The 20,969-nt window shown below is 72.5% G+C and carries 14 protein-coding genes and 1 pseudogene; 7 read left to right on the top strand and 8 right to left on the bottom strand.

Translation table 11 applies throughout. The features are described 5' to 3' along the window. Positions 1–80: 80 nt before the first annotated feature. The 3 genes from HEP85_RS16630 to HEP85_RS16620 all read right to left on the bottom strand — a co-directional run bounded on the left by HEP85_RS16630 (position 81) and on the right by HEP85_RS16620 (position 4,405). Complete coding sequence (locus HEP85_RS16630; protein WP_168528441.1) at positions 81–1,829, bottom strand: LCP family protein; 1,749 nt, start codon at positions 1,827–1,829, stop codon at positions 81–83. A 246-nt stretch (positions 1,830–2,075) separates the two neighbouring features. Then, a complete protein-coding gene (locus HEP85_RS16625; RefSeq protein WP_168528440.1) occupies positions 2,076–3,395 on the bottom strand; it encodes an LCP family protein in 1,320 nt (439 codons plus the stop codon). A gap of 254 nt (positions 3,396–3,649) precedes the next feature. After that, positions 3,650–4,405: a TIGR03089 family protein gene (locus HEP85_RS16620; protein WP_329288179.1), complete on the bottom strand. Its 756-nt coding sequence runs from the start codon at positions 4,403–4,405 to the stop codon at positions 3,650–3,652. Between the two features lie 128 nt (positions 4,406–4,533). On the opposite strand from HEP85_RS16620, the gene HEP85_RS16615 reads away from it, so the two are divergent. Further along, entirely contained in the window at positions 4,534–5,919 is a 1,386-nt protein-coding gene (locus HEP85_RS16615) for a peptidoglycan recognition protein (RefSeq protein ID WP_248001957.1), read from the top strand. Positions 5,920–6,094: 175 nt separating this feature from the next. After that, the gene (locus HEP85_RS16610; RefSeq protein ID WP_168528438.1) at positions 6,095–7,177 is read left to right on the top strand and encodes a sugar phosphate nucleotidyltransferase; all 1,083 of its coding nucleotides are present in this window, start codon (positions 6,095–6,097) and stop codon (positions 7,175–7,177) included. A gap of 197 nt (positions 7,178–7,374) precedes the next feature. On the opposite strand, the pseudogene HEP85_RS16605 reads toward HEP85_RS16610, so the two are convergent. The 4 genes and pseudogenes from HEP85_RS16605 to HEP85_RS16590 form a co-directional block, all read right to left on the bottom strand. Continuing rightward, positions 7,375–8,381: pseudogene (locus HEP85_RS16605) on the bottom strand (DNA-3-methyladenine glycosylase). A gap of 120 nt (positions 8,382–8,501) precedes the next feature. Further along, complete coding sequence (locus tag HEP85_RS16600; RefSeq protein WP_168533693.1) at positions 8,502–9,794, bottom strand: coenzyme F420-0:L-glutamate ligase; 1,293 nt, start codon at positions 9,792–9,794, stop codon at positions 8,502–8,504. Positions 9,795–9,895: 101 nt separating this feature from the next. Next, positions 9,896–10,861, bottom strand: a complete 966-nt coding sequence (cofD, locus tag HEP85_RS16595; RefSeq protein WP_168528436.1) for a 2-phospho-L-lactate transferase — start codon at positions 10,859–10,861, stop codon at positions 9,896–9,898. A 42-nt stretch (positions 10,862–10,903) separates the two neighbouring features. Further along, positions 10,904–11,392 (bottom strand): cysteine dioxygenase family protein, encoded by a 489-nt coding sequence (locus HEP85_RS16590; RefSeq protein ID WP_168528435.1) that lies wholly within the window; start codon positions 11,390–11,392, stop codon positions 10,904–10,906. 735 nt (positions 11,393–12,127) lie between these two features. On the opposite strand from HEP85_RS16590, the gene HEP85_RS16585 reads away from it, so the two are divergent. From HEP85_RS16585 to HEP85_RS16575, 3 genes are all read left to right on the top strand, one after another. Continuing rightward, entirely contained in the window at positions 12,128–12,391 is a 264-nt protein-coding gene (locus HEP85_RS16585; protein WP_003975777.1) for a WhiB family transcriptional regulator, read from the top strand. 219 nt (positions 12,392–12,610) lie between these two features. Further along, positions 12,611–16,294 carry a glycosyltransferase gene (locus HEP85_RS16580; protein ID WP_369657739.1) on the top strand — a complete coding sequence of 1,228 codons (3,684 nt, stop codon included), beginning with the start codon at positions 12,611–12,613 and terminating at the stop codon, positions 16,292–16,294. Then, a complete protein-coding gene (locus HEP85_RS16575; RefSeq protein WP_168528434.1) occupies positions 16,291–17,793 on the top strand; it encodes a DUF5719 family protein in 1,503 nt (500 codons plus the stop codon). Before HEP85_RS16580 ends, HEP85_RS16575 begins: the two co-directional genes overlap by 4 nt. 60 nt (positions 17,794–17,853) lie before the next feature. On the opposite strand, the gene HEP85_RS16570 is transcribed toward HEP85_RS16575, so the two are convergent. Then, on the bottom strand, positions 17,854–18,303 hold the full coding sequence (locus HEP85_RS16570; RefSeq protein ID WP_211118225.1) for a metallopeptidase family protein: 450 nt from the start codon (positions 18,301–18,303) through the stop codon (positions 17,854–17,856). A gap of 351 nt (positions 18,304–18,654) precedes the next feature. Here HEP85_RS16570 and HEP85_RS16565 point away from each other — a divergent pair, with 351 nt between their 5' ends. Both HEP85_RS16565 and HEP85_RS16560 read left to right on the top strand, forming a co-directional pair. Then, a complete protein-coding gene (locus tag HEP85_RS16565; protein ID WP_211117995.1) occupies positions 18,655–19,029 on the top strand; it encodes a DUF3499 domain-containing protein in 375 nt (124 codons plus the stop codon). Positions 19,030–19,270: 241 nt separating this feature from the next. Beyond that, complete coding sequence (locus HEP85_RS16560) at positions 19,271–20,887, top strand: L-lactate permease (protein WP_168528432.1); 1,617 nt, start codon at positions 19,271–19,273, stop codon at positions 20,885–20,887. Positions 20,888–20,969: the final 82 nt, after the last annotated feature.

The raw sequence follows: 20,969 nt of genomic DNA, 5'->3' as shown, positions 1-20,969 counted from the left end.
CGCCTGACGCGGTCCGCACGCGCCTGACACGGGTCCGCCCCGCGCCCGAGAGGGCGCGGGGCGGACCCGTGTCAGGTCACCTACGAGGCACACTTCACCTTGTCCGCCGTGGACTTGTCGACCTCCGGCGCCTTCGTCGGGGCGGTGAGCGGTTCGCCCGCGCCCTTGAAGTCCTTGCCCAGGGTCAGCGTCATCGCGGGCAGCCCCTGGGAGTTGGTCACGCTCTTGCCGGGCTTCAGCGCGGATCCCGACAGCCCCATGATCGCGGCCAGCCTGCGTGCCTGAGCCGCCTGGTCGGGCGCGTACTCCAGCGTGGTCTTGCTCAGTACCGCGGGCGCGTTGCCCGCGTTCTCGGACTTCTGCACGCCCTCGGAGTTCTGCAGCCAGGCGAGGGTCAGCTGAGCGGAGCCGCCGGCGGCCCCACCGTTGAGGATCCGCACCCGGACCTCGGAGGCCGCGGACTTGGTGCCCTGGAGGCGGGCGGCCTGGGCGTCCTTCGCCGCCTTCTGCTTGTTCTTCACCTCGGTGAAGGACACGTCGTTCTTGATGGCGTCGAAGACCGCGGGAGCCTTCCCGTCGTTGAGGACGACCGTGGCCTTGATCTTCTCCGCCGGGTTGTCCAGAACCGGCACCGTCGTGAACGTCAGGTTCTTGGGGTTGAGCTTGCCCAGCTCCAGCCCCAGGTCCTTCAGCTTGCCGATGCTGTCCAACTTGTCGTCGACGGTCAGTGCCTTGGTGCCCGCCTCCGCCAGTTTCAGCATCTTCGTCGGGCTGGAGAGCGTGGCGTTGCCCTTGAGCTTGCGCATCAGCGCGCTCAGGAACTGCTGCTGCAGCGTGATCCGGCTCAGGTCGCCGCCGAAACCGACGGCATGGCGGGTGCGGACGAACGCCAGAGCCTGCTCGCCGGAGATGTTGTGCGTCCCCTTGGAGAGGTTCAGGTGCGAGTCCGGGTCCTTGATGTCCTTGGCCAGACAGACGTCGACACCACCGACTGCCTCGGTCAGCGTCTTGACCGCGTTGAAGTCCGCGACCATGAAGTCGTCCGGCTTGATCCCGGTCAGCTCGGTCACCGTACGCATGGTGCAGCTCGGCGTCCGGTCGTCCTGCCCGAGGCTCGTGTTGAAGCGGACGCCGTCCGTGCCCGGGATGACCTTGTCGGTACCGTCGGCCTGCTGCGTCGGACAGTCCGGGACGTCGACGATCAGGTCACGCGGGATGCTCAGCGCGGTGGCGTTGGACCGGTCCTTGGAGACGTGCAGCAGGATGTTGGTGTCGGCGTGCCCGACACTCCCCGCGTCGCCGTAGCCGTCGTTGCCCTTGCCGGTGCGCTTGTCGGTGCCGATCACCAGAATGTTGATCGCCCGGTCCTTGTTGAAGCCACCGGTGCTCGCCCCGTCGTCGGACACGGACGTGATGTTGTCGTTGAGGTGCTTGATGTAGAGGTACCCCGCGGCCGACACGGCGACCAACACGAAGGCCATCGACCCGCCGGTCCACAACAGGACCTTCTTCGCCTTCGACTTCCTGGGCTTCGTCCGCGTCCGGCGGCGGCCCGGCGGCGGCTCGGGCGGGGCTCCGCGGCGTCGGCGCGGCCCCGGGATGTCGGTGCCGGGTGGCGCGGGCGTGTCCCGCTCCGGCGCCGGACGCGCGCGTTGTCCCGGCCTGGCTCCCGCTCCCGTCGGCGCGGGGGTGCCGCGACGCGGTCTCGGGACTCCCGACTGCGGTGCGGAAGCATTCAGTCGCAGTTCGTATTCGCCGGTGTTCGGGTTGAGCACCCACTGGTCTGCGGGATCGATATTGTCCGCCCGCCCACGGCCTTGCGCGTCCACGGTTGTCTGAATCCTCCGTCGGGGCCACGCGGCGCCCTTCCCCCTCAAGGCGCTCGGGTCTCTCGGTCCAACAGTGCGCGACCGCCAGGACAGACCTCGTGGCCGGGTGCACCGGATCGCTCACACTATCTGCCCAGGTCAGTGTCGAGCGACGACGGTGACGAATTCCACTTGCCTACAACTGGGCAATCCGCCTTATTTCTCGGGGACTTCTTAGCTCAGCAGTTCCCGTCCTTGGCGCACGCTTTACCCGCAGGCGTCCTCGGCCGCCGTGTTTCCCCGGAAAGTCGGCGCGGGGGGAGGGGTGCCGGCGGGGGAGAGAGCCTGTTCGACCGGCCACTTCGCGTCGTCATCCGACTGCTCTTCGTAGTCGAATGCGAACTCGTACGCGACTTTGCCGCCCCTCTCGAACGAGTTCCTCGCGGGGTTCGGACGGCCCTTTGCCGCATTTCCGCTCTTCGCTCCAGAATCCTCCGGAACGTCCGCGGGGGCCCCCTTCGGAACACCCTTGGCGACCGCCACCGGTGTGTCCGAACGCAGCCGCGCGAAGAGCTGGGCCGCCTCGGGCTCGACGAGTTGGTCGCGATTGGCGTTGTAGGCGTACGACGCCCGGGGCACCGTCAGGAATTGCACCTGTTCCACGGGAATGTCGCGCATGCCGCGGACCAGCTGGTACAGCCCGCGCAGGCTCGCCAGGGCGGGGTCCGTGGTGAGCGAGGAGGTGGCCGCGTCGAGAACGGGATAGAGCTTCGCCGGATTCAGCAGGACGTCGTTGCTGCGCACCTTGTTGACGAGCGCGCCCAGGAACCGCTGTTGGCGGTCCATCCGGTCGGTGTCGCTGCCGTTGCCGATGGTCTTGCGGGCGCGCACGTAGCCGAGGGCCTGTTCGCCGTTGAGCGTCACCTCGCCCGCGGGCAGCCGCAGTTTGGCGTCCTTGTCGTCGATGGGCTGCTTCAGGCAGACCTGGACACCGTCCACCGCGTCGACCATGTCCTTGAAGCCGTGGAAGTCGACGACCATGTGGTGGTCGACGCGGATGTCCGTGAGCTTCTCGACGGTCCGGATCGTGCAGGCCGAACCGCCCACCTCGAAGGCCGAGTTGAACGCCGCGAACACCGGCCTGCTGCGGGTGCCGTCCGGACGGCGGCAGTCCGGCAGGTGCACCATGAGGTCGCGGGGCAGCGAGACGGCGGTTGCGCTGTGCCGGTTCGCGGCCAGGTGCAGCAGGATCGTGGTGTCGGAGCGCTCGGTCCCGGAGTCGCGGCCGTACTTCCGGTTCCCCTTCCCCGAGCGCGAGTCCGATCCGATCAGCAGGATGTTCTGCGCGCCCCGCACGAGCGCCGTGGGCCGCTCTTTCTCGTACCGGGCGAGCTCGGCGGCAGCGTCGTCGTCCGACGTGATGTTCCCGTTCAGCTTCTCGTACATCGCCCAGCCGGTCCCGCTCGCGGCCAGCAGGAAGACGCTGAGCCCCAAGGACGTGTTGCGCACCCACAACCGCCGACGCCGCCGGGCGAGCCCGGTACCGGTGGCCGACGCCCCCGCTCCCGGCCCTGCGCTGTGGGTCACGTCGGGGAACCCCCTCCTGGCGTACGGGCGTGTCGTGCCGCGGTGTTCCTACGACCATGGCCCGCCCGGCCCCCCGAGGCAGGCCGCTGATAGCCCGAACGGGCGACGCCCCCCACCCGGAACCAAGCCCTTGGCAGGCCTCCAGCAGCCCGTACAGGGCGTGCCCCGTAAGGGGCGCGGGGAACTGCGCGCCCGGCCACGGACGACCCGCACCCGAGAGCCCGCCCCAGCCCGTACCCCCATACCGCCCCGCGCTAGCGAACCGTCGCGGTCACCCGTTCACTCTCCACCCGCTTCGCCAGCCCTTCCTCACCCAACAGCTCGAGGTGCCGGCACAACACCACGGACGCACCGGTCGACAGCGGCGCGTACAGCCCCGCGCTCAGTCCCTCCCAGGTGTCGTACGCGAGCCCCGACAGAATCCGCGAGCCGGGCCCCGTCAGCCCGAGCGAGGGCGCGCCGGACCGGGCCCGCTCCACGACCTCGGCCCCCGTGTACTCCGCCCCGGCGACGATCAGCGCCGGCTCCTCCGGGTCCACCACCGCGTACGGCACGAACCGGTCCCCCTGACTCGGCACCTCCACCGCGTAGTCGGCGAAGCCCGCCGGCGCCTGCGGGAAGCGCCCGCCGAGCGGCCGCAGCGCGAGCGCGATCCGCTCCCCGGAGCAGGCGCGGGCCGCCTCCAGCGTGTCCGGCCCGCTGACCACGAAGCCGGCCGCGGCGGGGTCGCCGCCCACGTCCGCGACCACTCCCACCGACGAACACGCCAGCAGCCACACCGCCGTCTGCCAGTGCGCGGGCAGCAGCAGCGCCAGCCGGTCGCCGGGCTCGGCGGACAGCTCGCCCTGGAGCAGGTTGGCGGTCTTGGCCACCCAATTGGCGAAGGTGGCCACGGACAATTCGACACGTTCACCCGTGGCGTCGTCGTAGAAGGTCACCAGCGGGCGTGCGGGGTCCGCGGCGAGCGCGGATCGCAGCAGGTCGGCAGGGGTGCGATCGATGGCGTTCACGCGCAGAAGCGTACGCGGACCCCGCGCGCGGGACGGACCGGCCGTGCCACCGGTTCGGCCGAGCGCAGCAGACGGTCCGTCACATCCCCAATGGACAGATATGTATGCCTATGTCCACGATCAGGGGCATGCGTGGATTCCTTGCTTCCTCGGTCGGCGTCACCTGCGCGGCCGCTCTCGCCCTTCCGCTGGCCCTGTCCGCCCCGGCACAGGCCGGACCCCAGGCGGCGACGACCGAGCCCGCCGTCCCGGGCAGCACCCAATCCCTCCGGCTCGTCCCGCTCGGCGACGGCCGGGCCCTCGGATCGGCCGCGCCCGAACAGGGGGTCGTCAGACGGGCCGTACGGTCGTTCTCGCTCGTCGGCGTCATCTGGGACGACCCCGACACCGAACTGCGCGGCCGCGTCCAGGTCCGTACCCGCGCCTTCGGCACCCGCCACTGGACCGGCTGGCAGGACATCGAGACGCACAACCACGAACACGGCGCCGACCCCGACAGCGCCGAGAGCACCTCGGGCCGGGTGCGCGGCTCCACGGCGCCGCTGTGGGTCGGGGACTCCGACGGCGTCGAGGTGCGCGTCCAGGCGGAGGTGGACGAACGCTCGACCGCACCCGGAGAGTCACCCCTCCCCAGGGGCATGCACCTCGAACTCGTCGACCCCGACGAGGAGCCCTCGTCGCGGGGGGCGTCGACCGCGGGCGGCCGCTCCGCCGGGTCGAAGGCCGGGACGGACTCCGCGACCACCGCCCTGGACGCCGCCGCGGCCACCACGTCCGCCGCCCACGAAGCGACCGCCGCGAACGCCGCGCTCGCGCCGCTCGGCGCCACCGCGATCCCGGCACTCTCCAAGGCCCGTACCGAGCGCGAGTACCTCGCCGCCCACCCGGGCGAACCGCGCGCGAAGCCGTACATCGGCGCGCGCCCGCGCATCGTCACCCGGCGCGGCTGGGGCGCGAACGAGAGGCTGCGCGAGCGCGGTCTCGTGTACACCAAAAAGGTGAAGGCCGCCTTCGTGCACCACACGGCATCCGGCAACAACTACCGCTGCTCGCAGGCCTCTTCGGTCATCCGCAGTATCTACCGCTACCACGTCAAGAGCAGCGGCTGGCGTGACATCGGCTACAACTTCCTCGTCGACAAGTGCGGAAACATCTACGAAGGCCGGGCCGGGGGCGTGGCCAAGCCCGTCATGGGCGCCCACACCCTCGGCTTCAACAGCGACACCATGGGGATCGCCGTCCTCGGCACCTTCGCCGACACGAGGCCGGCCGCTGCCGCGCTGAGAGCCGTCGCGCGGCTCGCGGCATGGAAGCTCGGTCTCTACGGAGTCAATCCGCGCGGCAAGACATACCTGAAGTCCGCCGGTGGCAATCTCTACCGAAAGGGCAAGAACGTACGACTCAACGTGATCTCCGGCCATCGGGACGGGTTCGCCACGGAGTGCCCGGGACGGCTCCTGTACGGCAAACTCGGCTCGGCCCGGACGACCGCGGCCCGGTACCAGGGCCGCTGAGAGGGCTGGAGGCCATCGCGGAGCCCCACGTCCGACGGACCCGGCTGTCCGGCCGGGTGATCGGCCCCGGCCATCGAGGACACCCACCGCTGTCGAAGGCGCCATCGAACGGACTGCATACACTGACCGGCCGGAACACCCTTCGGCCGGTCCCGGCAGGAAGCAGAGACGACAGGTGACAGAAGCGATCCTCCTGGTCGGTGGCAGAGGCACCCGGCTGCGCCCGCTCACGGTGAACACCCCCAAGCCGATGGTTCCGGCGGCCGGGGTGCCCTTCCTCACGCACCAGCTGGCGCGGGCGAGAGCGGCGGGCGTCGAGCACATCGTCCTCGCGACCTCCTACCTGGCCGAGGTCTTCGAGCCGTACTTCGGTGACGGCTCGGCGCTGGGTCTCCACATCGAGTACGTCACCGAGGAGGAGCCCCTCGGCACGGGCGGCGCGATCCGCAACGTCGCCGCGCGCCTCCACTCGGGCCCGGACGAGCCGGTCCTGATCTTCAACGGTGACATCCTGACGGGGCTGGACATCCAGGCGCTGGTGGCGACGCACGAGTCGACGGGCGCGGACGTGTCCCTGCACCTGACCCGGGTCGAGGACCCCCGGGCGTACGGCCTGGTCCCGACGGACCCCTCGGGCCGGGTGACGGCCTTCCTGGAGAAGCCCCAGACGCCCGCGGAGATCGTCACCGACCAGATCAACGCGGGGGCGTACGTCTTCCGCCGCTCCGTCATCGACTCGATCCCCGCCGGCCGCCCGGTCTCGGTGGAACGGGAGACCTTCCCGGAGCTGCTGGCCACCGGGGCCCACCTGCAGGGCATGGTGGACTCGACCTACTGGCTGGATCTGGGCACCCCTCAGGCCTTCGTACGGGGCTCCGCGGACCTGGTCCTCGGCCGTGCCCCCTCGCCGGCCGTCCCCGGCCGCTGCGGCGACCGTCTGGTCCTGCCCACGGCCCGGGTCGCCCCGGACGCCAAGCTGACCGGCGGCACGGTCGTGGGTGAGGGCGCGCACGTCGGGGAGGGCGCGCGCGTCACGGGCAGCACCATCCTGTCCGGCGCCGTCGTCGAATCCGGCGCCGTCATCACCGACTCCCTCGTCGGAGCCCACGCCCGCATCGGCGAACGCACCGTCCTGTCCGGCACGGTCGTCGGCGACGGCGCGGTGATCGGCCCCGACAACGAACTCCGCGAGGGCGTACGCATCTGGTGCGAGGCGCACATCCCAGCGGGAGCACTCCGCTTCTCCTCGGACCAGTAACCATCCGGCGCGGGCCCGCATCTCCAGTGCGGGCCGGCACCCTCAGCCCGTCCGGCGTTTGAGGACGAGCCCTTCGGGCGATGCGGGGGGTCCAGGGGCGCAGCCCCCAGGAGTCCGGGGCGGAGCCCCGGGGACAGGACGGGTAGGGGCGGCGGGGGCGAGGAACATCCGGCCCCGCCACCCCACGCACCCCGGAATCACAACCGCCCGATATCCCCCCGCGGCATCCGCGAGCCTCCGCGGCCCCCCGCCCCGACAACAGAATCAACCGAGCCGCCCGATGCCGCTGCCCCGCGTACGGCTCCAACAACGCCAGCATCACCGCATCGTCCGCATCCCGGTCCCCCGCCAACGCGTACCCCACGATCCCCGGCAGGTGAAGATCCCCGACTGTCACCGCGTCCGCCGCCCCATGACTGCGCTGCACGGTCTCCGCCGAGGTCCACGGCCCGATCCCGGACACCAGCTCCAGCCGAGCCTGCGCCGCCTCCGCCTCCATGCCCATCGCTTCCTCCAGCCGTGCCGCCACCCGCACGGCCCGCAGGATCGTCGAGGCCCGCTTGTTGTCGACCCCGGCCCGATGCCACTCCCAGGAGGGGATCAGGGCCCAGGTCCGGGGCGCCGGCATGACGTACATCCGCTCCGGCGAGGGCCCCGGCGCCGGCTCCCCGAACTTCCGTACGAGCAACCGCCACGCCCGATAGGCCTCGTCCGTCGTGACCTTCTGCTCCAGAACGGACGGAATGAGCGACTCCAGTACCAGCCCGGTACGGGTCAGCCGCAACCCCGGCCGCCGGTGCCGCGCCGACGCGACCAGCCGGTGCCGAGGCTCGAAGGCGCCGGGATCGTCCGACGCGCCGAGCATGTCGGGCAGCTGTTCGAGCAGCCACCGGGCCCCCGGCCCCCACGCCTCGGCCCGCACCACCCCGGCCCGCACCGCGACCCGCAGCGTCCCGGCCCCCGCGGGCGTCCTGCTGGCCCGCCACACGGACCCGTCCGACGCCGCGCGGAAGGTCGGATCGCCCGGCCCCCGGCGCAGCGGGCCGAGCACGAGACCGAGATCGAGCGGACCGGGCGGTGTCCAGGTCCGTCCGAGTCCGGGCCCGGCCGACTGTCGCGGTATGCCGCCATGGCCCGCGGGCACGTCGACGTGTCCGCCGCGCACGGTCGTACGCGTCGGCCGGGGGGTGAATCGTCCAGCCACGGAAGAGGTCCTAGGGGTGCTCGGGTCGCCCTACGAGGGTAGGCGCTCCCGGCGCCGTGGACCCACGAGTCGCCCCATGTCCCCCGGCGCCGCGGTCCCGGGCATCGCACCGCCGTCCGGTCAGCGCACCTCGACGAACGCCCCGGCGTCCCGCTCGGGCCGCGCCCTGGGCGCCTCGGCCGCGTGCCCGACGGCGACGGCCCCCATCGGGTCCCAGTCGTCCGGCAGGGCCAGCACGTCCCGTACGACGTCGCGGCAGAACATCGTCGAGGACACCCACGCGGAGCCCAGCCGCTCCCCGGCGAGCGCGACGAGGAAGTTCTGCACACCCGCTCCCATGGCGACGACGAACATCTCACGCTCCGCGGCGTCACGGCGCGGGTCGCCGTAAGTGTGGGACCCGTCCGTCACCAGGCACGGCACCACCAGGTAGGGCGCGTTGCGCAGCACGTCGCCGCGCCGCACCCGCTTGGCGATCGACTCCTCGCTCTTCGCGTCCCCGCGCAGATCCTCGATCCACGCGTCCCGCATGGCGTCGAGCAGCCGTGTCCGCGACCGCGCGGACTCCAGCAGCACGAACCGCCAGGGCGTGGTGTGATGCGGCGCGGGCGCGGTCACCGCGGCGGCGACGGCGCGCCGTACGGCGCCCGGATCGACCGGCTCGTCGGTGAAGGCCCGTACGGTACGCCGCTGGGTCACCGCCTCCCGTACGGCCTCGGACGTGCCCAGCCGGAACATGTCGTCGCGGGCGCCCCGCACCATCGCGCGCGTGCCCGCGCCGTCGTCCTCGGCCACCACCTGGGGCAGCCCGCGCACGACGGCGACCGGCAGCCCGGAGGCCTTGCCCTTGACCAGGTCACCGGCGCCGGCGAGTTCGTCGGCGGTGGCGACGACGGTCGCGCTCAGCGGATTGCCGTGCGCGTCGGTGCCGCCGCGCAGATCGTCCAGGACCCGTACGCCCGCGGCGCCGATGGCGACGTCGGTGAGCCCGGTGCGCCAGGGGCGCCCGAAGGTGTCGGTGATCACGACGCCGACGTCCACCCCGAGGATGTCCCGCAGGCCGTCCCGGAGCGTCCGGGCGGACGCGTCGGGGTCCTCGGGCAGCAACAGGACGGTCCCGGCCGGCGTGTTGGAGGCGTCGACCCCGGCGGCGGCCATCACGAGCCCCTGCCGGTTCTCGACGATCCGGAGCGCCCCGCGGCGCGCCACGACCCGTACCGTCTCGGCGTCGATGGCCGCCTCCCGGTCGGAGGCCTCCACCAGGCGCCCCTCGGCCTTGGACACGATCTTCGAGGTGACGAGCAGGACATCCCCGTCGGCCAGCCCCGGCTCGGCCCCCGCGATGATCTTGGCGAGATCGTCGCCCCGCTGTACTTCGGGAAGGCCGGGCAGCGCCCAGACCCGGTAGCCCAGGGCGGCTTCCGGGCCCGTACCGCCCGTGCCACCCGTACGGCCCCTGTCGTCCGTCGGCCTCACGTCGCCCGTGGCTCCCTCGTCCTCGACCGGTCCGCCGCTCAAGCGCCCCGCACCTCCTCCGCCAGCGTCAGTGCCTCGCGGGCCATCCGCGCGGCGGCGTCGAGGTCGGACATCATCAGCGGTACGGCACGGCAGCGGATACCGGCGGTCTCCACGCGCTCCACGGTGGCCGCGTCCACGGTGTCGACGAGCCAGCCGTCCAGGAGCCCCGAGCCGTAGTGCTCGGCCACCGCCGCCGCGGTCGATTCCACGCCGACCGCCGCGAGCACCTTGTCGGCCATGCCCCGCACGGGCGCGTCGCCGACGATGGGGGACAGGCCCACCACGGGCACGCCCGCGTCGGCGATGGCCTCCCGGATGCCGGGCACGGCGAGGATGGTGCCGACGGACACGACCGGGTTGGACGGCGGGAAGAGGATCACGTCCGCCTCCGCGATGGCCTCCAGGACCCCGGGGGCGGGCTTGGCCTGCTCGGCGCCGACGGGCACGACGGCCTCGGCCGCCACGGAGGCGCGCAGCCGCACCCAGTACTCCTGGAAGTGGATCACCTTGCGCTCGCCGCTGTCCGGCAGCGTGACGGCGACATGGGTCTCGACGCGGTCGTCGGACATGGGGATCAGCCGGACACCCGGCTTCCACCGGTCGCACAGGGCCTCCGTGACCGCGCTGAGCGGATAGCCCGCGCTCAGCATCTGCGTCCGCACGATGTGCGTCGCGAAGTCGCGGTCGCCGAGCCCGAACCACTCGGGCCCGACCCCGTACGCCGCGAGCTCCTCCTTGAGGTGGAAGGTCTCGTCGGTCCGACCCCAGCCCTGCTCCTCGTTGATGCCGCCGCCGAGGGTGTACATCACGGTGTCGAGGTCCGGGCAGACCTTCAGCCCGAAGAGGTGGATGTCGTCGCCGGTGTTGCCGATGACGGTGATGTCCGCGTCCGGCGCGGCCTGCTGGAGACCACGAAGGAACCGGGCACCACCGATGCCGCCTGCCAGAACCACAATGCGCATGGTGCTCAGTCTCGCAGGCGGCTACGACAAGGTGTGAGTCGGTTACTGGACCTCGGCGACGGCGCACCGCGCCCCATGCATCGGCATCTCGGTGAGACCCGGGTAGTAGACGTGCAGACTCACGGCCGGTTCGAGGGAGTCGTTGACGACCTCGTGGGCGTACCCGGGCGCGAAGACCCGCTGCGCGCCCGCGCCCAACGCGCGCGTGCCGCGGTCGGTGCGCTCCGTCAACACGCCGTCCAGGACGGTGAGTACGCCGGAGGAGGCGCCGTGGTCGTGCAGCCCGCTGCCCTGTCCGGGCACCCAGGAGAGGAGCCACACCTCGTAGCCGGGCCCGGTGTGCAGCCGGTGGTACCAGCGCGAGGTCGCGTCGTACTGGACGAGGTGTTCCCACCGGGAGCGGTCGGCGGAGACGGCGCGGGCGAGGCCGACGAAGTCGGCCACGGTGGCGGGGTGCTCGCGCGGCGGCTGGAGCAGGTGCGGGACTTCGAGGATGTCGCCGGCGATCTGGAGGTCGCTGTCGCTGTTCATGGATGCGGTGGTTTCCTCGGCGGAGAGTGCGGGGGACCCCACTGTTCGGGCGAAGCCGAGAACGTGGGGAGGGCCGTTGCGTCCGGGTCGCGGACGGGGAGAGGTGCCCTGGTGCGGGCGTTCGCCCTTGAAGGGGGCGGGGATTCGCCTCAGTGGCGGCGAGGCAGCCGGAGCGCGGTGAGGCTCAACAGCTGGAACAGCGACAACAGCTGCGGCGAGCGAGGGCAGCACCCTGCGACCCGGCGGTGCGGGTCGAGGTGCGTGCCAAGTTCGCGAGCATGCCCACTAGCACACCGGTTCACACCCGGACTGTCAACTTCCTGTCCGGTATGTGGGAGATGTTTCACCTCATCCGGTTCATCTGTAAGGCGAAAGGTTTGCTCAGGAGCCGCCCCGGACACATGGCGCACAACCGGGCGCGCAAACCTCGGCGCGATCCTGTGATCCAAATGTGATCCGGTTCGCTTCGGGGTGCGCGTCGGAACGAGATCGAACTTCTGGACGTCCTTCCCTGTAGCGGGTCGGAGGTCCGGTCGGACCCTTGAGGCTGTCATGGTTTATGCCGATTTGAACACTTTCCGCATAGCCTTGGTTCCGCAGAGTGAATAAGGGGCCCAATAGCAGATCTCGGCTTGACTGGCCCGGATCGGCACACTTGTAATTTCACTCGTGTCGTTCAGCCGAAAACGGTAACGACAGCATCACGGGGACGCGAAAGACAGACGAGGGGCGCACATGACCGAGCTGGTGCAGCAACTGCTGGTCGACGACGCGGACGAGGAACTCGGCTGGCAGGAGCGCGCGCTGTGCGCCCAGACCGACCCCGAGTCCTTCTTCCCCGAGAAGGGCGGCTCCACCCGCGAGGCCAAGAAGGTCTGTCTCGCCTGTGAGGTCCGCTCCGAGTGCCTTGAATACGCGCTCGCCAACGACGAGCGGTTCGGCATCTGGGGCGGTCTGTCCGAGCGCGAGCGGCGCCGCCTGAAGAAGGCCGCCGTCTGACCGCGCACGACATCGCACGAAGCGGACCGCCGTCCGACCGAACGGCGCACACCTCTCCGTACCGACACGTAAGGAACGGCCCGTCGCAGGTGGGTTATCCACAGGCGGCGGGCCGCCGTGTTGCCCAGCCGTTAGTGTGGGCCCTCGTCCGAGACGTCCAGCTGTCCCCGCCGGACACAGGCGTCCACCGCAGTCCATCGAACCGGGGCCCGTACCTCGATGTCCGTGCACAGCCATACGGCAGCCCAACAAGACGCTGCCGCTCCTGAGTTCCCGCGCCACGTGGTGACCGCGGTGCTCGTCTCCCACGACGGCGCCCGCTGGCTGCCCGACGCGCTCGCCGGCCTGCTCGGCCAGGAGCGCCCCGTGCAGAACGCGGTGGCGGCCGACACCGGCAGCGCGGACGACTCCGCCCAGCTGCTCACCGACGCGCTCGGCGCCGACCGGGTGCTGCACCTTGCCCGCCGGACCGGCTTCGGCCAGGCCGTCGAGGAGGCCATCCGCGGGGCCGGTGTGCTCACCCCGGACGACCTGCCCTACCTGAAGCGCCCCAGCGGCTGGGACCCCGTCACCCGCAGCTGGCGCGACGACGCGTACGACATGCCGGATCTTCCGCACGGCGAACCCGAGCAGTGGCTCTGGCTGCTGCACGACGACTGCGCCCCCGAGCCCGACGCCCTCGCCCACATGCTCCGCGTCGTGGAGAACGAGCGGGAGCTCGGCAAGGAAGTCGCCGTCGTGGGCCCCAAGCTCCGCGGCTGGTACGACCGGCGCGCCCTCCTGGAGGTCGGCGTCACCATCGCCAACTCCGGCCGCCGCTGGACCGGTCTGGACCGACGCGAGCAGGACCAGGGCCAGCACGACCACGTCCACCCCGTGCTCGCCGTGTCCACCGCCGGCATGCTGATCCGCCGTGATGTCTTCGAGGAGCTCGGCGGCTTCGACCGGCGTCTGCCCCTGATGCGTGACGACATCGACCTGTGCTGGCGCGCCCAGTCCGCGGGACACCGCGTCCTGGTCGCCCCCGAGGCGGTCGTCCGGCACGCCGAGGCGGCCTCCCGCGAGCGCCGCACCGTCGACTGCGTGGGGCGCACCTCCGCCTCCCCGCACAAGGTCGACAAGGCGGGCGCCGTCTACACCCTCCTCGTCAACGCCCGGACGGCACAGCTCCCCTGGATCCTGATCCGGCTCGTCCTCGGCACCCTGCTGCGCACCCTCGCCTACCTCGTCGGCAAGGTCCCCGGACAGGCCGTCGACGAGATCCGCGGTCTGCTCGGAACCCTGCTGAGGCCCGAGCGGATCCTCGCGGGCCGCCGCAGGCGAGGCAGCCCCCAGGTCGACAAGGGCGAGTTGCGCGCGCTGTTCCCGCCCCCGGGCGCGACCGTGCGGGCCACCGTCGAGCAGGCCGCGGGCAGCCTCATGGGCAGCGACGACCCCGAGGCCACCTCCGGCGCCGGCCGGCACGGCGGCGCCGTCGAGTCCGGGCCCGGCGGCGACGACGCCGACTTCCTCGAGATCGAGCAGTTCGCCCGCCTCAAGCGCATCGCCCGCAACCCCGGCCCGATGCTCTTCCTGGTGCTGCTGTTCGTCTCCCTGCTCGCCTGCCGCGGCCTCCTCGGCGGCGGGGCGCTCGCGGGCGGCGCGCTGCTGCCCGCGCCCGCCGACGCCTCCGAGCTCTGGTCGCGCTACCTCGACGGCTGGCACCCGGTGGGAGCCGGCGGCACCGAGTCCGCGCCGCCCTACCTCGCGATCGTCGCGCTGCTGTCCTCGCTGCTCCTCGGCTCCACCGGACTCGCGGTCACCGTGCTCATGGTGGCCTCCGTGCCGCTGGCCGGCTTCGCCGCGTACTTCGCCTCCCGCCCGCTCGTCGAGTCGCGCCTGCTGCGTGCCTGGGCGTCCGTGGTGTACGCGTTCCTGCCCGCCGCCGCCGGCGCGCTCGCGGGCGGCCGCGTCGGCACCGCCTTCCTCGCGATCCTGCTGCCGCTCATCGCCCGCGCGGGCGTCGCGGCGAGCGGGCTCGCGCACGCCTCCGGCGCGCGCGGCAGCTGGCGCGCCACCTGGGCGTACGCCCTGCTGCTGACGTTCACCACGGCGTTCACACCGATCGTGTGGCCCATCGCGCTGGTCCTCGGGATCGCGCTCCTCGCCGTGCGCCGCAGGGAGCTCACCACGTACGGGCCGCGGTTCCTGGCCCAGCTCGGCACCCCGCTGCTGGTCCTCGCCCCCTGGTCGCTGACGCTGCTTCCGTTCGGTTTCTTCAAGGAGGCCGGCCTGCCCTACGGCGAGAGCGCGGCCTCCGCACTCGACCTGCTCGGCGCCAGCCCCGGCGGTCCCGGCACGGTCAGCGGACTGATGCTCATCGGCATCGTGCTCGCCGGGCTGGCCGCCCTGTTGCGCGGTGACCGGCAGCGCGCGGTCTGGACCGCCTGGGCCGTCGCCCTGGTGGCGCTCGTCTTCGCCGTGCTGTCCAACAAGTCGGCGTGGGCCGGCCCCGCCACCCTGGTCTACGGTCTCGCGGTGCTCACCGCCGCCGTGCTCGGCGCCGACGGGGCACGCACCCGCGTGGCCGAGCAGAGCTTCGGCTGGCGTCAGCCGGTCGCCGCGCTCATCGCGTTCGCCTCCGTCGCGGGCCCGCTGCTCGTGGCCGTCGGGTGGATCATCGGCGGCGCCGACGGTCCCGTGGAGCGCCGCGACCCGGTGCAGGTGCCGGCGTTCGTCGCCGAGGAGAGCGGCACCCGCGACCAGGCCCGCACCCTGGTGCTCGACAGCGACACCGGCGCCCGCGTCGGCTACACCCTCGTGCGCGGCTCCGGCGCGCGCATGGGCGACGGCGAACTCGCGGCCTCGGGCGGCGAGAACGAGAGGCTCGACAAGGTCGTCGCCAACCTCGTCGCGGGCTCCGGCGCCGACCAGGCCGACCAGCTCGGCGGATTCGCCGTGCGTTACGTCCTGGTCCGCAAGGGCGCGCCCCGCGAGGTGAGCCGCGTCCTGGACGCCACGCCGGGTCTGTCCCGGCTCAGCCAGCAGGACGGAAGCGCGCTGTGGCGTCTGGATCGCCAGGTCTCGCGCGCCTCGATCGCCCCCAGGTCCGGTGGTGAGCCGCTGGCCATCGCCGCCGGACCCGTAGAGCTGCACACCACCGTCCCCGCCGGCTCCGAGGGCCGCGTCCTGCGCCTCGCCGACACGGCGGACGCCGGCTGGACGGCGACCCTGGACGGAAAGCCGCTGACCCGCACCACGGTCGACGGCTGGGCACAGGGCTTCGAACTGCCCGCGAACGGCGGCAGGCTGGACGTCGCCTTCGACGCCCCGCTGAGCCACACCGGCTGGCTGTGGGCACAGGGCGCGCTCGCCGTCGTCCTCGTGGTCCTCGCCCTGCCCGGTCGGCGCCGCGACATCGACGACGACCTTCCCGAGGAGCCGGTCCTGCCCGCCCAGGACGTCACGGGCGAGGGCCGCCGCGCCCGCCGCCTGCGCGCCCAGGCCGAGGCGGAGGCGGAGGCCGAGGCGGAGGCCCGGACGGACCAGGACGCGGACTTCCATCAGCCCGCGGAGGAGGAGCCGGAGCACGGTCCCGCCGCGGTCCCGCACCAGCAGACGTACGCCGAATGGGACGCGCCCGACTACGCGGGCGCCGACTACGGCTCCTACGCCGGCGAGCAGTACCAGGGCGCGCAGCAGTACCCGGCGGGCACCTACGAACAGCCGTACCAAGCGGACCCGTACCAGGCGGACCCGTACCAGACCGGCCAGTACGACCCGTACGGGTACGGGAACACGACGTCGTACGACCAGACGTACCAGCAGGGCTACGAGACGGCGTACGACCCGCAGCAGCCCCCGATGCCCCCGCAGCCGCCGCACGGCACCGACAGTGAGCGCCCCGACGGGAGCCAGCAGTGAACCGCACCACCCTGTCCCTGATCGCCGGCGCGGCCGCGCTCGCCGCCGTCACCGGATTCGCCTCGCTCAACACGCCCGCCGCCTCCGGCGCCGGCACCACGGGCGCGGCCGTCCAGCGGCCCGTGGAGCGCAGCCGCCTGCTGTGTCCCCAGCCCAGCACGTCCGACCTCGCGGAGACGGCGTACACGTCGTTCACGCCCGTCACCCAGGGCACGAGCGACGGCGGCAAGGCCGGACTGCAGCCCGCGACCGAGGAGTCGCCGGATTCCCCGAGCGGCAAGAAGACCGGCAAGAAGGCCTCCAAGCCCGCCGTGGAGCCCAAGGCGCCCGGCAAGCCGGCCACCGGCGACAGCTCGGGCGCCGAGGGACCCGCGCTGGTCGGCACCGCCGAGGGCAGGTTCGCGCCCGGCTGGACCGTCCAGGAGACCACCGAGGTCGCCGCGGGCACCGGACGGGGCCTGCTCGGCACCGCCTGCACGGCTCCGGACACCGAGTTCTGGTTCCCGGGCGCCAGCACCGCGGACAGCCGCACCGACTACGTGCACCTGACCAACCCGGACGACTCGGCCGCCGTCGTCGACATCGAGCTGTACGGCAAGGACGGCACCCTCAAGTCCACGGTGGGCGACGGCATCACGGTCCAGCCGCACGCCGGCGAGCCGATCCTGCTGAGCACGCTCACCGGCGCGCCGCAGACCGACCTCACGGTCCATGTGACCGTCCGCAGCGGCCGTGTCGGCGCGGCGGTCCAGGCCCTGGACGACCGCACCGGCGGCGACTGGCTGGGCGCCTCCACCGACCCGGCGGGCAGCCTCGTCATGCCGGGCATCCCGAAGGACGCCACCTCCGTGCGGCTGGTCGCCTTCGCGCCCGGCGACCAGGACGCCGACCTGAAGGTGCGGCTCGCCTCGCCCTCGGGCCTGATCACCCCCGCCGGCAACGAGACGCTCCACATCAAGTCCGGCATGACCACCGCGGTCGACCTCGGCGACGTCACCCGCGGCGAGGCGGGCTCCCTGGTGCTCACCCCCACCGGCAGCACCCCGGTGCCGGTCGTCGCCGCCCTGCGGGTGGTGCGCGGCAAGGGAGACAAGCAGGAGTCGGCGTTCATCCCGGCCACGGCTCCGGTCGCCGCGCGCGCGACGGTCGCCGACAACAGCGCCAAGGGCACCACACTCGCCCTGTCCGCGCCCGGCGGAACCGCCCAGGTCAAGGTCACCGCGTCCGCGGGCAGCGAGGGCGGCACCCCGGCGACGAAGACGTACACGATCAAGGGCGGTACGACCCAGGACGTCGACGCCCCCGCGCCGAGCGGTCTGCGGGGGACGTACGCCCTGACCGTCGAGTCGGTCTCCGGAGGTCCCGTCTACGCCTCGCGGACGCTCGCCTCCACCCAGGAGGGCGTACCGGGCTTCACGATCCAGACGCTCCCGGACGACCACGGGACGGTGGCGGTCCCGGAGGCGGACCAGGACCTGTCGGTACTGCTCAAGAGCTGATCACGTACGAGTGATCCCGTACGGGTGATCCACCGGGTCCCGAGCGGACGCGGTGGATCCTCACTCCTCGCCGTACCGCGGGTCCACCGTCTCCGGAGTCAGACCCAGCAGTTCCGCGACCTGCTCCACGACGACCTCGTGGACCAGCGCGGCTCGCTCGTCGCGGCCCTTGGTGCGGATCTCGACCGGGCGGCGGTAGACGACCACGCGCGCGGGATGGCCCTCGTGCGCCGCGATCGTGCCGCCCAGCGGCACCGCCTCGTCGTTCCAGCTCTCGCTGGGGCCGTCCAGGCGCGGTACCTCCAGGACCATGAAGTCGATGTCGGCGAGCTGCGGCCAGCGCCGCTCCAGACGCTCCACGGAGTCCTGCACGAGGTCCGCGAAGACCTCGGCGCGGCTCGCGGCCAGCGGCACCTGGGGTGGTGCGACGGGGCCGCGCATGCCCCTTCCGTGGCGATCACGGCGGCGGGGCCCGGGTGCTGCGGCGCGGGGCGGTACAGGGGTGTCCATCACTGACGAAGCGTAGTCCCCGCGACGACCGCGCGCCCGGCCCCCACGCGGCCGCCCGCGGCCCCGCGGCGGGGCCCTGTGCGCGTTCCGGATGTCGCTGGATGACCATTCCGGCCAAGCTTGGGCTCGATTCCGTATCTCTCCAGGACCGCCAGACACATGGCAATTGACATGATTTGTGCCAAGTGGCGACCGGATTCAGGTCCGTTCGGCCTTCCGGTGGCGGAGGTCGTCCCAGGTCGGCGAGGGGGACCCGGAGGCCCCCGTGGGCGGTCTCACGGCATGACACGGTGGGGTGACCTGGGGGAGAGTCGTCGCGGCCCGCTCAAGAGTGCGGTACCGTCCAACGTCGTGAGCCCTGTACGTCGCTGTTCGCGAACCGCTTGCGGCCGTCCGGCCGTCGCGACGCTGACGTACGTCTACGCCGACTCGACCGCGGTCCTCGGCCCGCTCGCCACCTACGCCGAACCCCACTGCTACGACCTGTGCGCCGAGCACTCCGAGCGCCTCACCGCGCCCCGCGGCTGGGAGGTCGTCCGGCTCGCCGACGCCTCGGCCCCCTCCCGCCCCAGCGGTGACGACCTCGAGGCGCTCGCCAACGCGGTGCGTGAGGCGGCCCGTCCGCAGCAGCGCGCCGCCGAGGCCGGCGGCAGCGCGCGGTCGGCGGACCCGATGGAGGTCGCCCGCCGCGGCCACCTGCGGGTGCTGCGCTCACCGGACAACTGAGCGCGCTCTCCCTCGACTTCCCGCGTTCCGGGCTCACCGGACAACTGGGCGCTCCCGCCGTCCACTTCCCGCGCTCCGCGGCCCGACGCGTCCAGCGCCCGTCCCTCCCGCGCCCCGATGTCACAGGGTGGTGCACGCCCATTGACGGCTGGTTGTCGCGGACACGACCATTTCGGCACCCGTGAGACATCGCTTTCCGCATCGCGGAATCTCCCGTGCGGCCGAACCCGGGGAAGCGCCCGTGTACGTCCAGGAAGTGGAACCCGTCGCCGGCTCGCTCGGCCTGTCCGCCCTCGTCGCGGCCCTGCCCCTGCTCATCGTCCTCGTGCTGCTCGGCGGCGTCCGCATGAAGGCGCACCTGGCCGCCCTCCTCGGTCTCCTCGCCGCCGCCCTGGTCGCCCTGTTCGCGTACGGCATGCCGGTCGGCCAGACACTGTCCAGCGCCGCCCAGGGGGTCATTTTCGGCCTCTTCCCCATCCTGTGGATCGTCGTCAACGCCCTGTGGGTGTACCGGATGACGGTCCGCACCCGGCACTTCGACATCCTGCGACGCTCCTTCGGGCGCCTCTCCGACGACCCGCGCGTCCAGGCACTCGTCGTCGCCTTCTGCTTCGGCGCGCTCCTGGAGGCGCTCGCGGGCTTCGGCGCACCCGTCGCGATCTGCTCCGTGATGCTGGTCGCGCTCGGCTTCGACCCGGTGCGCGCGGCCGTGGTGGCACTCGTCGCCAACACGGCGCCGGTCGCCTTCGGCGCGATGGGCACACCGGTCGTCACCCTCGCCCAAGTCACCGGCCTGCCCCTGGACTCGGTCGCCTCCGTGGTGGGCCGTCAGACGCCCCTGCTGGCCCTCGTGGTCCCCCTGCTGCTGGTGGCGCTGGTCGACGGGCGGCGCGGGCTGCGGGAGGCCTGGGCGCCCGCCCTGGCGTGCGGAGTCGCCTTCGCCCTCGCCCAGTTCGCCGCCTCCAACTACGTCTCCGCCCAACTGGCCGACATCGCCGCGGCCTTGGCGGGTGCCGCGGCCCTGGTCGCCCTGCCGCGGGCTCGCCGGCCCGCCCCCGAGCCCGTACGCGTCGCGGTACTGACCGGCGTACGCAGTGAGGACCTGGACGAGGAGGACCCGCGCCCCGAAGTCGTGCGCGCCTACGCCCCGTACGCCCTCATCGTCATCGTCTTCTCGGTCGCCCAGATCCCGCCGGTCAAGGACTGGCTGGCGGGAGCCACAAGGGTGTTCGACTGGCCCTTCCTGAACGTCGTGAACCCGGACGGCAAACCGGTCGGCGGCAACGTCTTCACGCTCCCGGTCGTCGCGACCGGCGGCACCCTCGTGCTGCTCGCCGGGCTGTGCACGGCCGCCGTTCTCGGCGTGCACGCGCGCGTGGCGGTCGAGGAATGGGTCGCCACTGTCCGTGAGTTGAGGTTCGCGATCCTCACCGTCACGTCCGTGCTGGCCCTCGCCTACGTGATGAACCTGTCGGGGCAGGCCGCCACGATCGGCCAGTTCGTGGCGGCGGCGGGCGCGGGCCTCGCCTTCCTGTCGCCCGTCCTCGGCTGGTTCGGCGTGGCCGTCACCGGCTCCGACACCTCGGCGAACGCCCTGTTCGGCGCCCTCCAGGTGAGCGCGGCCCAGGAGTCGGGGCTCTCTCCCGAACTGCTCGCCGCCGCCAACAGTTCGGGAGGCGTCCTCGGCAAGATGATCTCGCCGCAGAACCTGACCATCGCGTGCGCGGCGGTCGGGCTCGCCGGCCGCGAGGGGGATCTGCTGCGCAAGGTGCTGCCGTGGAGCGCGGGGCTGCTGCTGATCATGTGCCTGATCGTGCTGGGGCAGAGCTCGCCCGTCCTCGGCTGGATGCTGCCCTGACGGGACCTGGTCCGTGCGTCGCCCCTGGGTGACGAGTGGGGCTTCCCAGGTGACGGATGCGCGTCCGATCAGCGGCCGCACA

It is taken from the genome of Streptomyces sp. RPA4-2, assembly GCF_012273515.2.
In the GTDB taxonomy this organism is placed as follows: domain Bacteria; phylum Actinomycetota; class Actinomycetes; order Streptomycetales; family Streptomycetaceae; genus Streptomyces; species Streptomyces kaempferi.
This window is presented reverse-complemented; position numbering and strand designations above follow the sequence as displayed.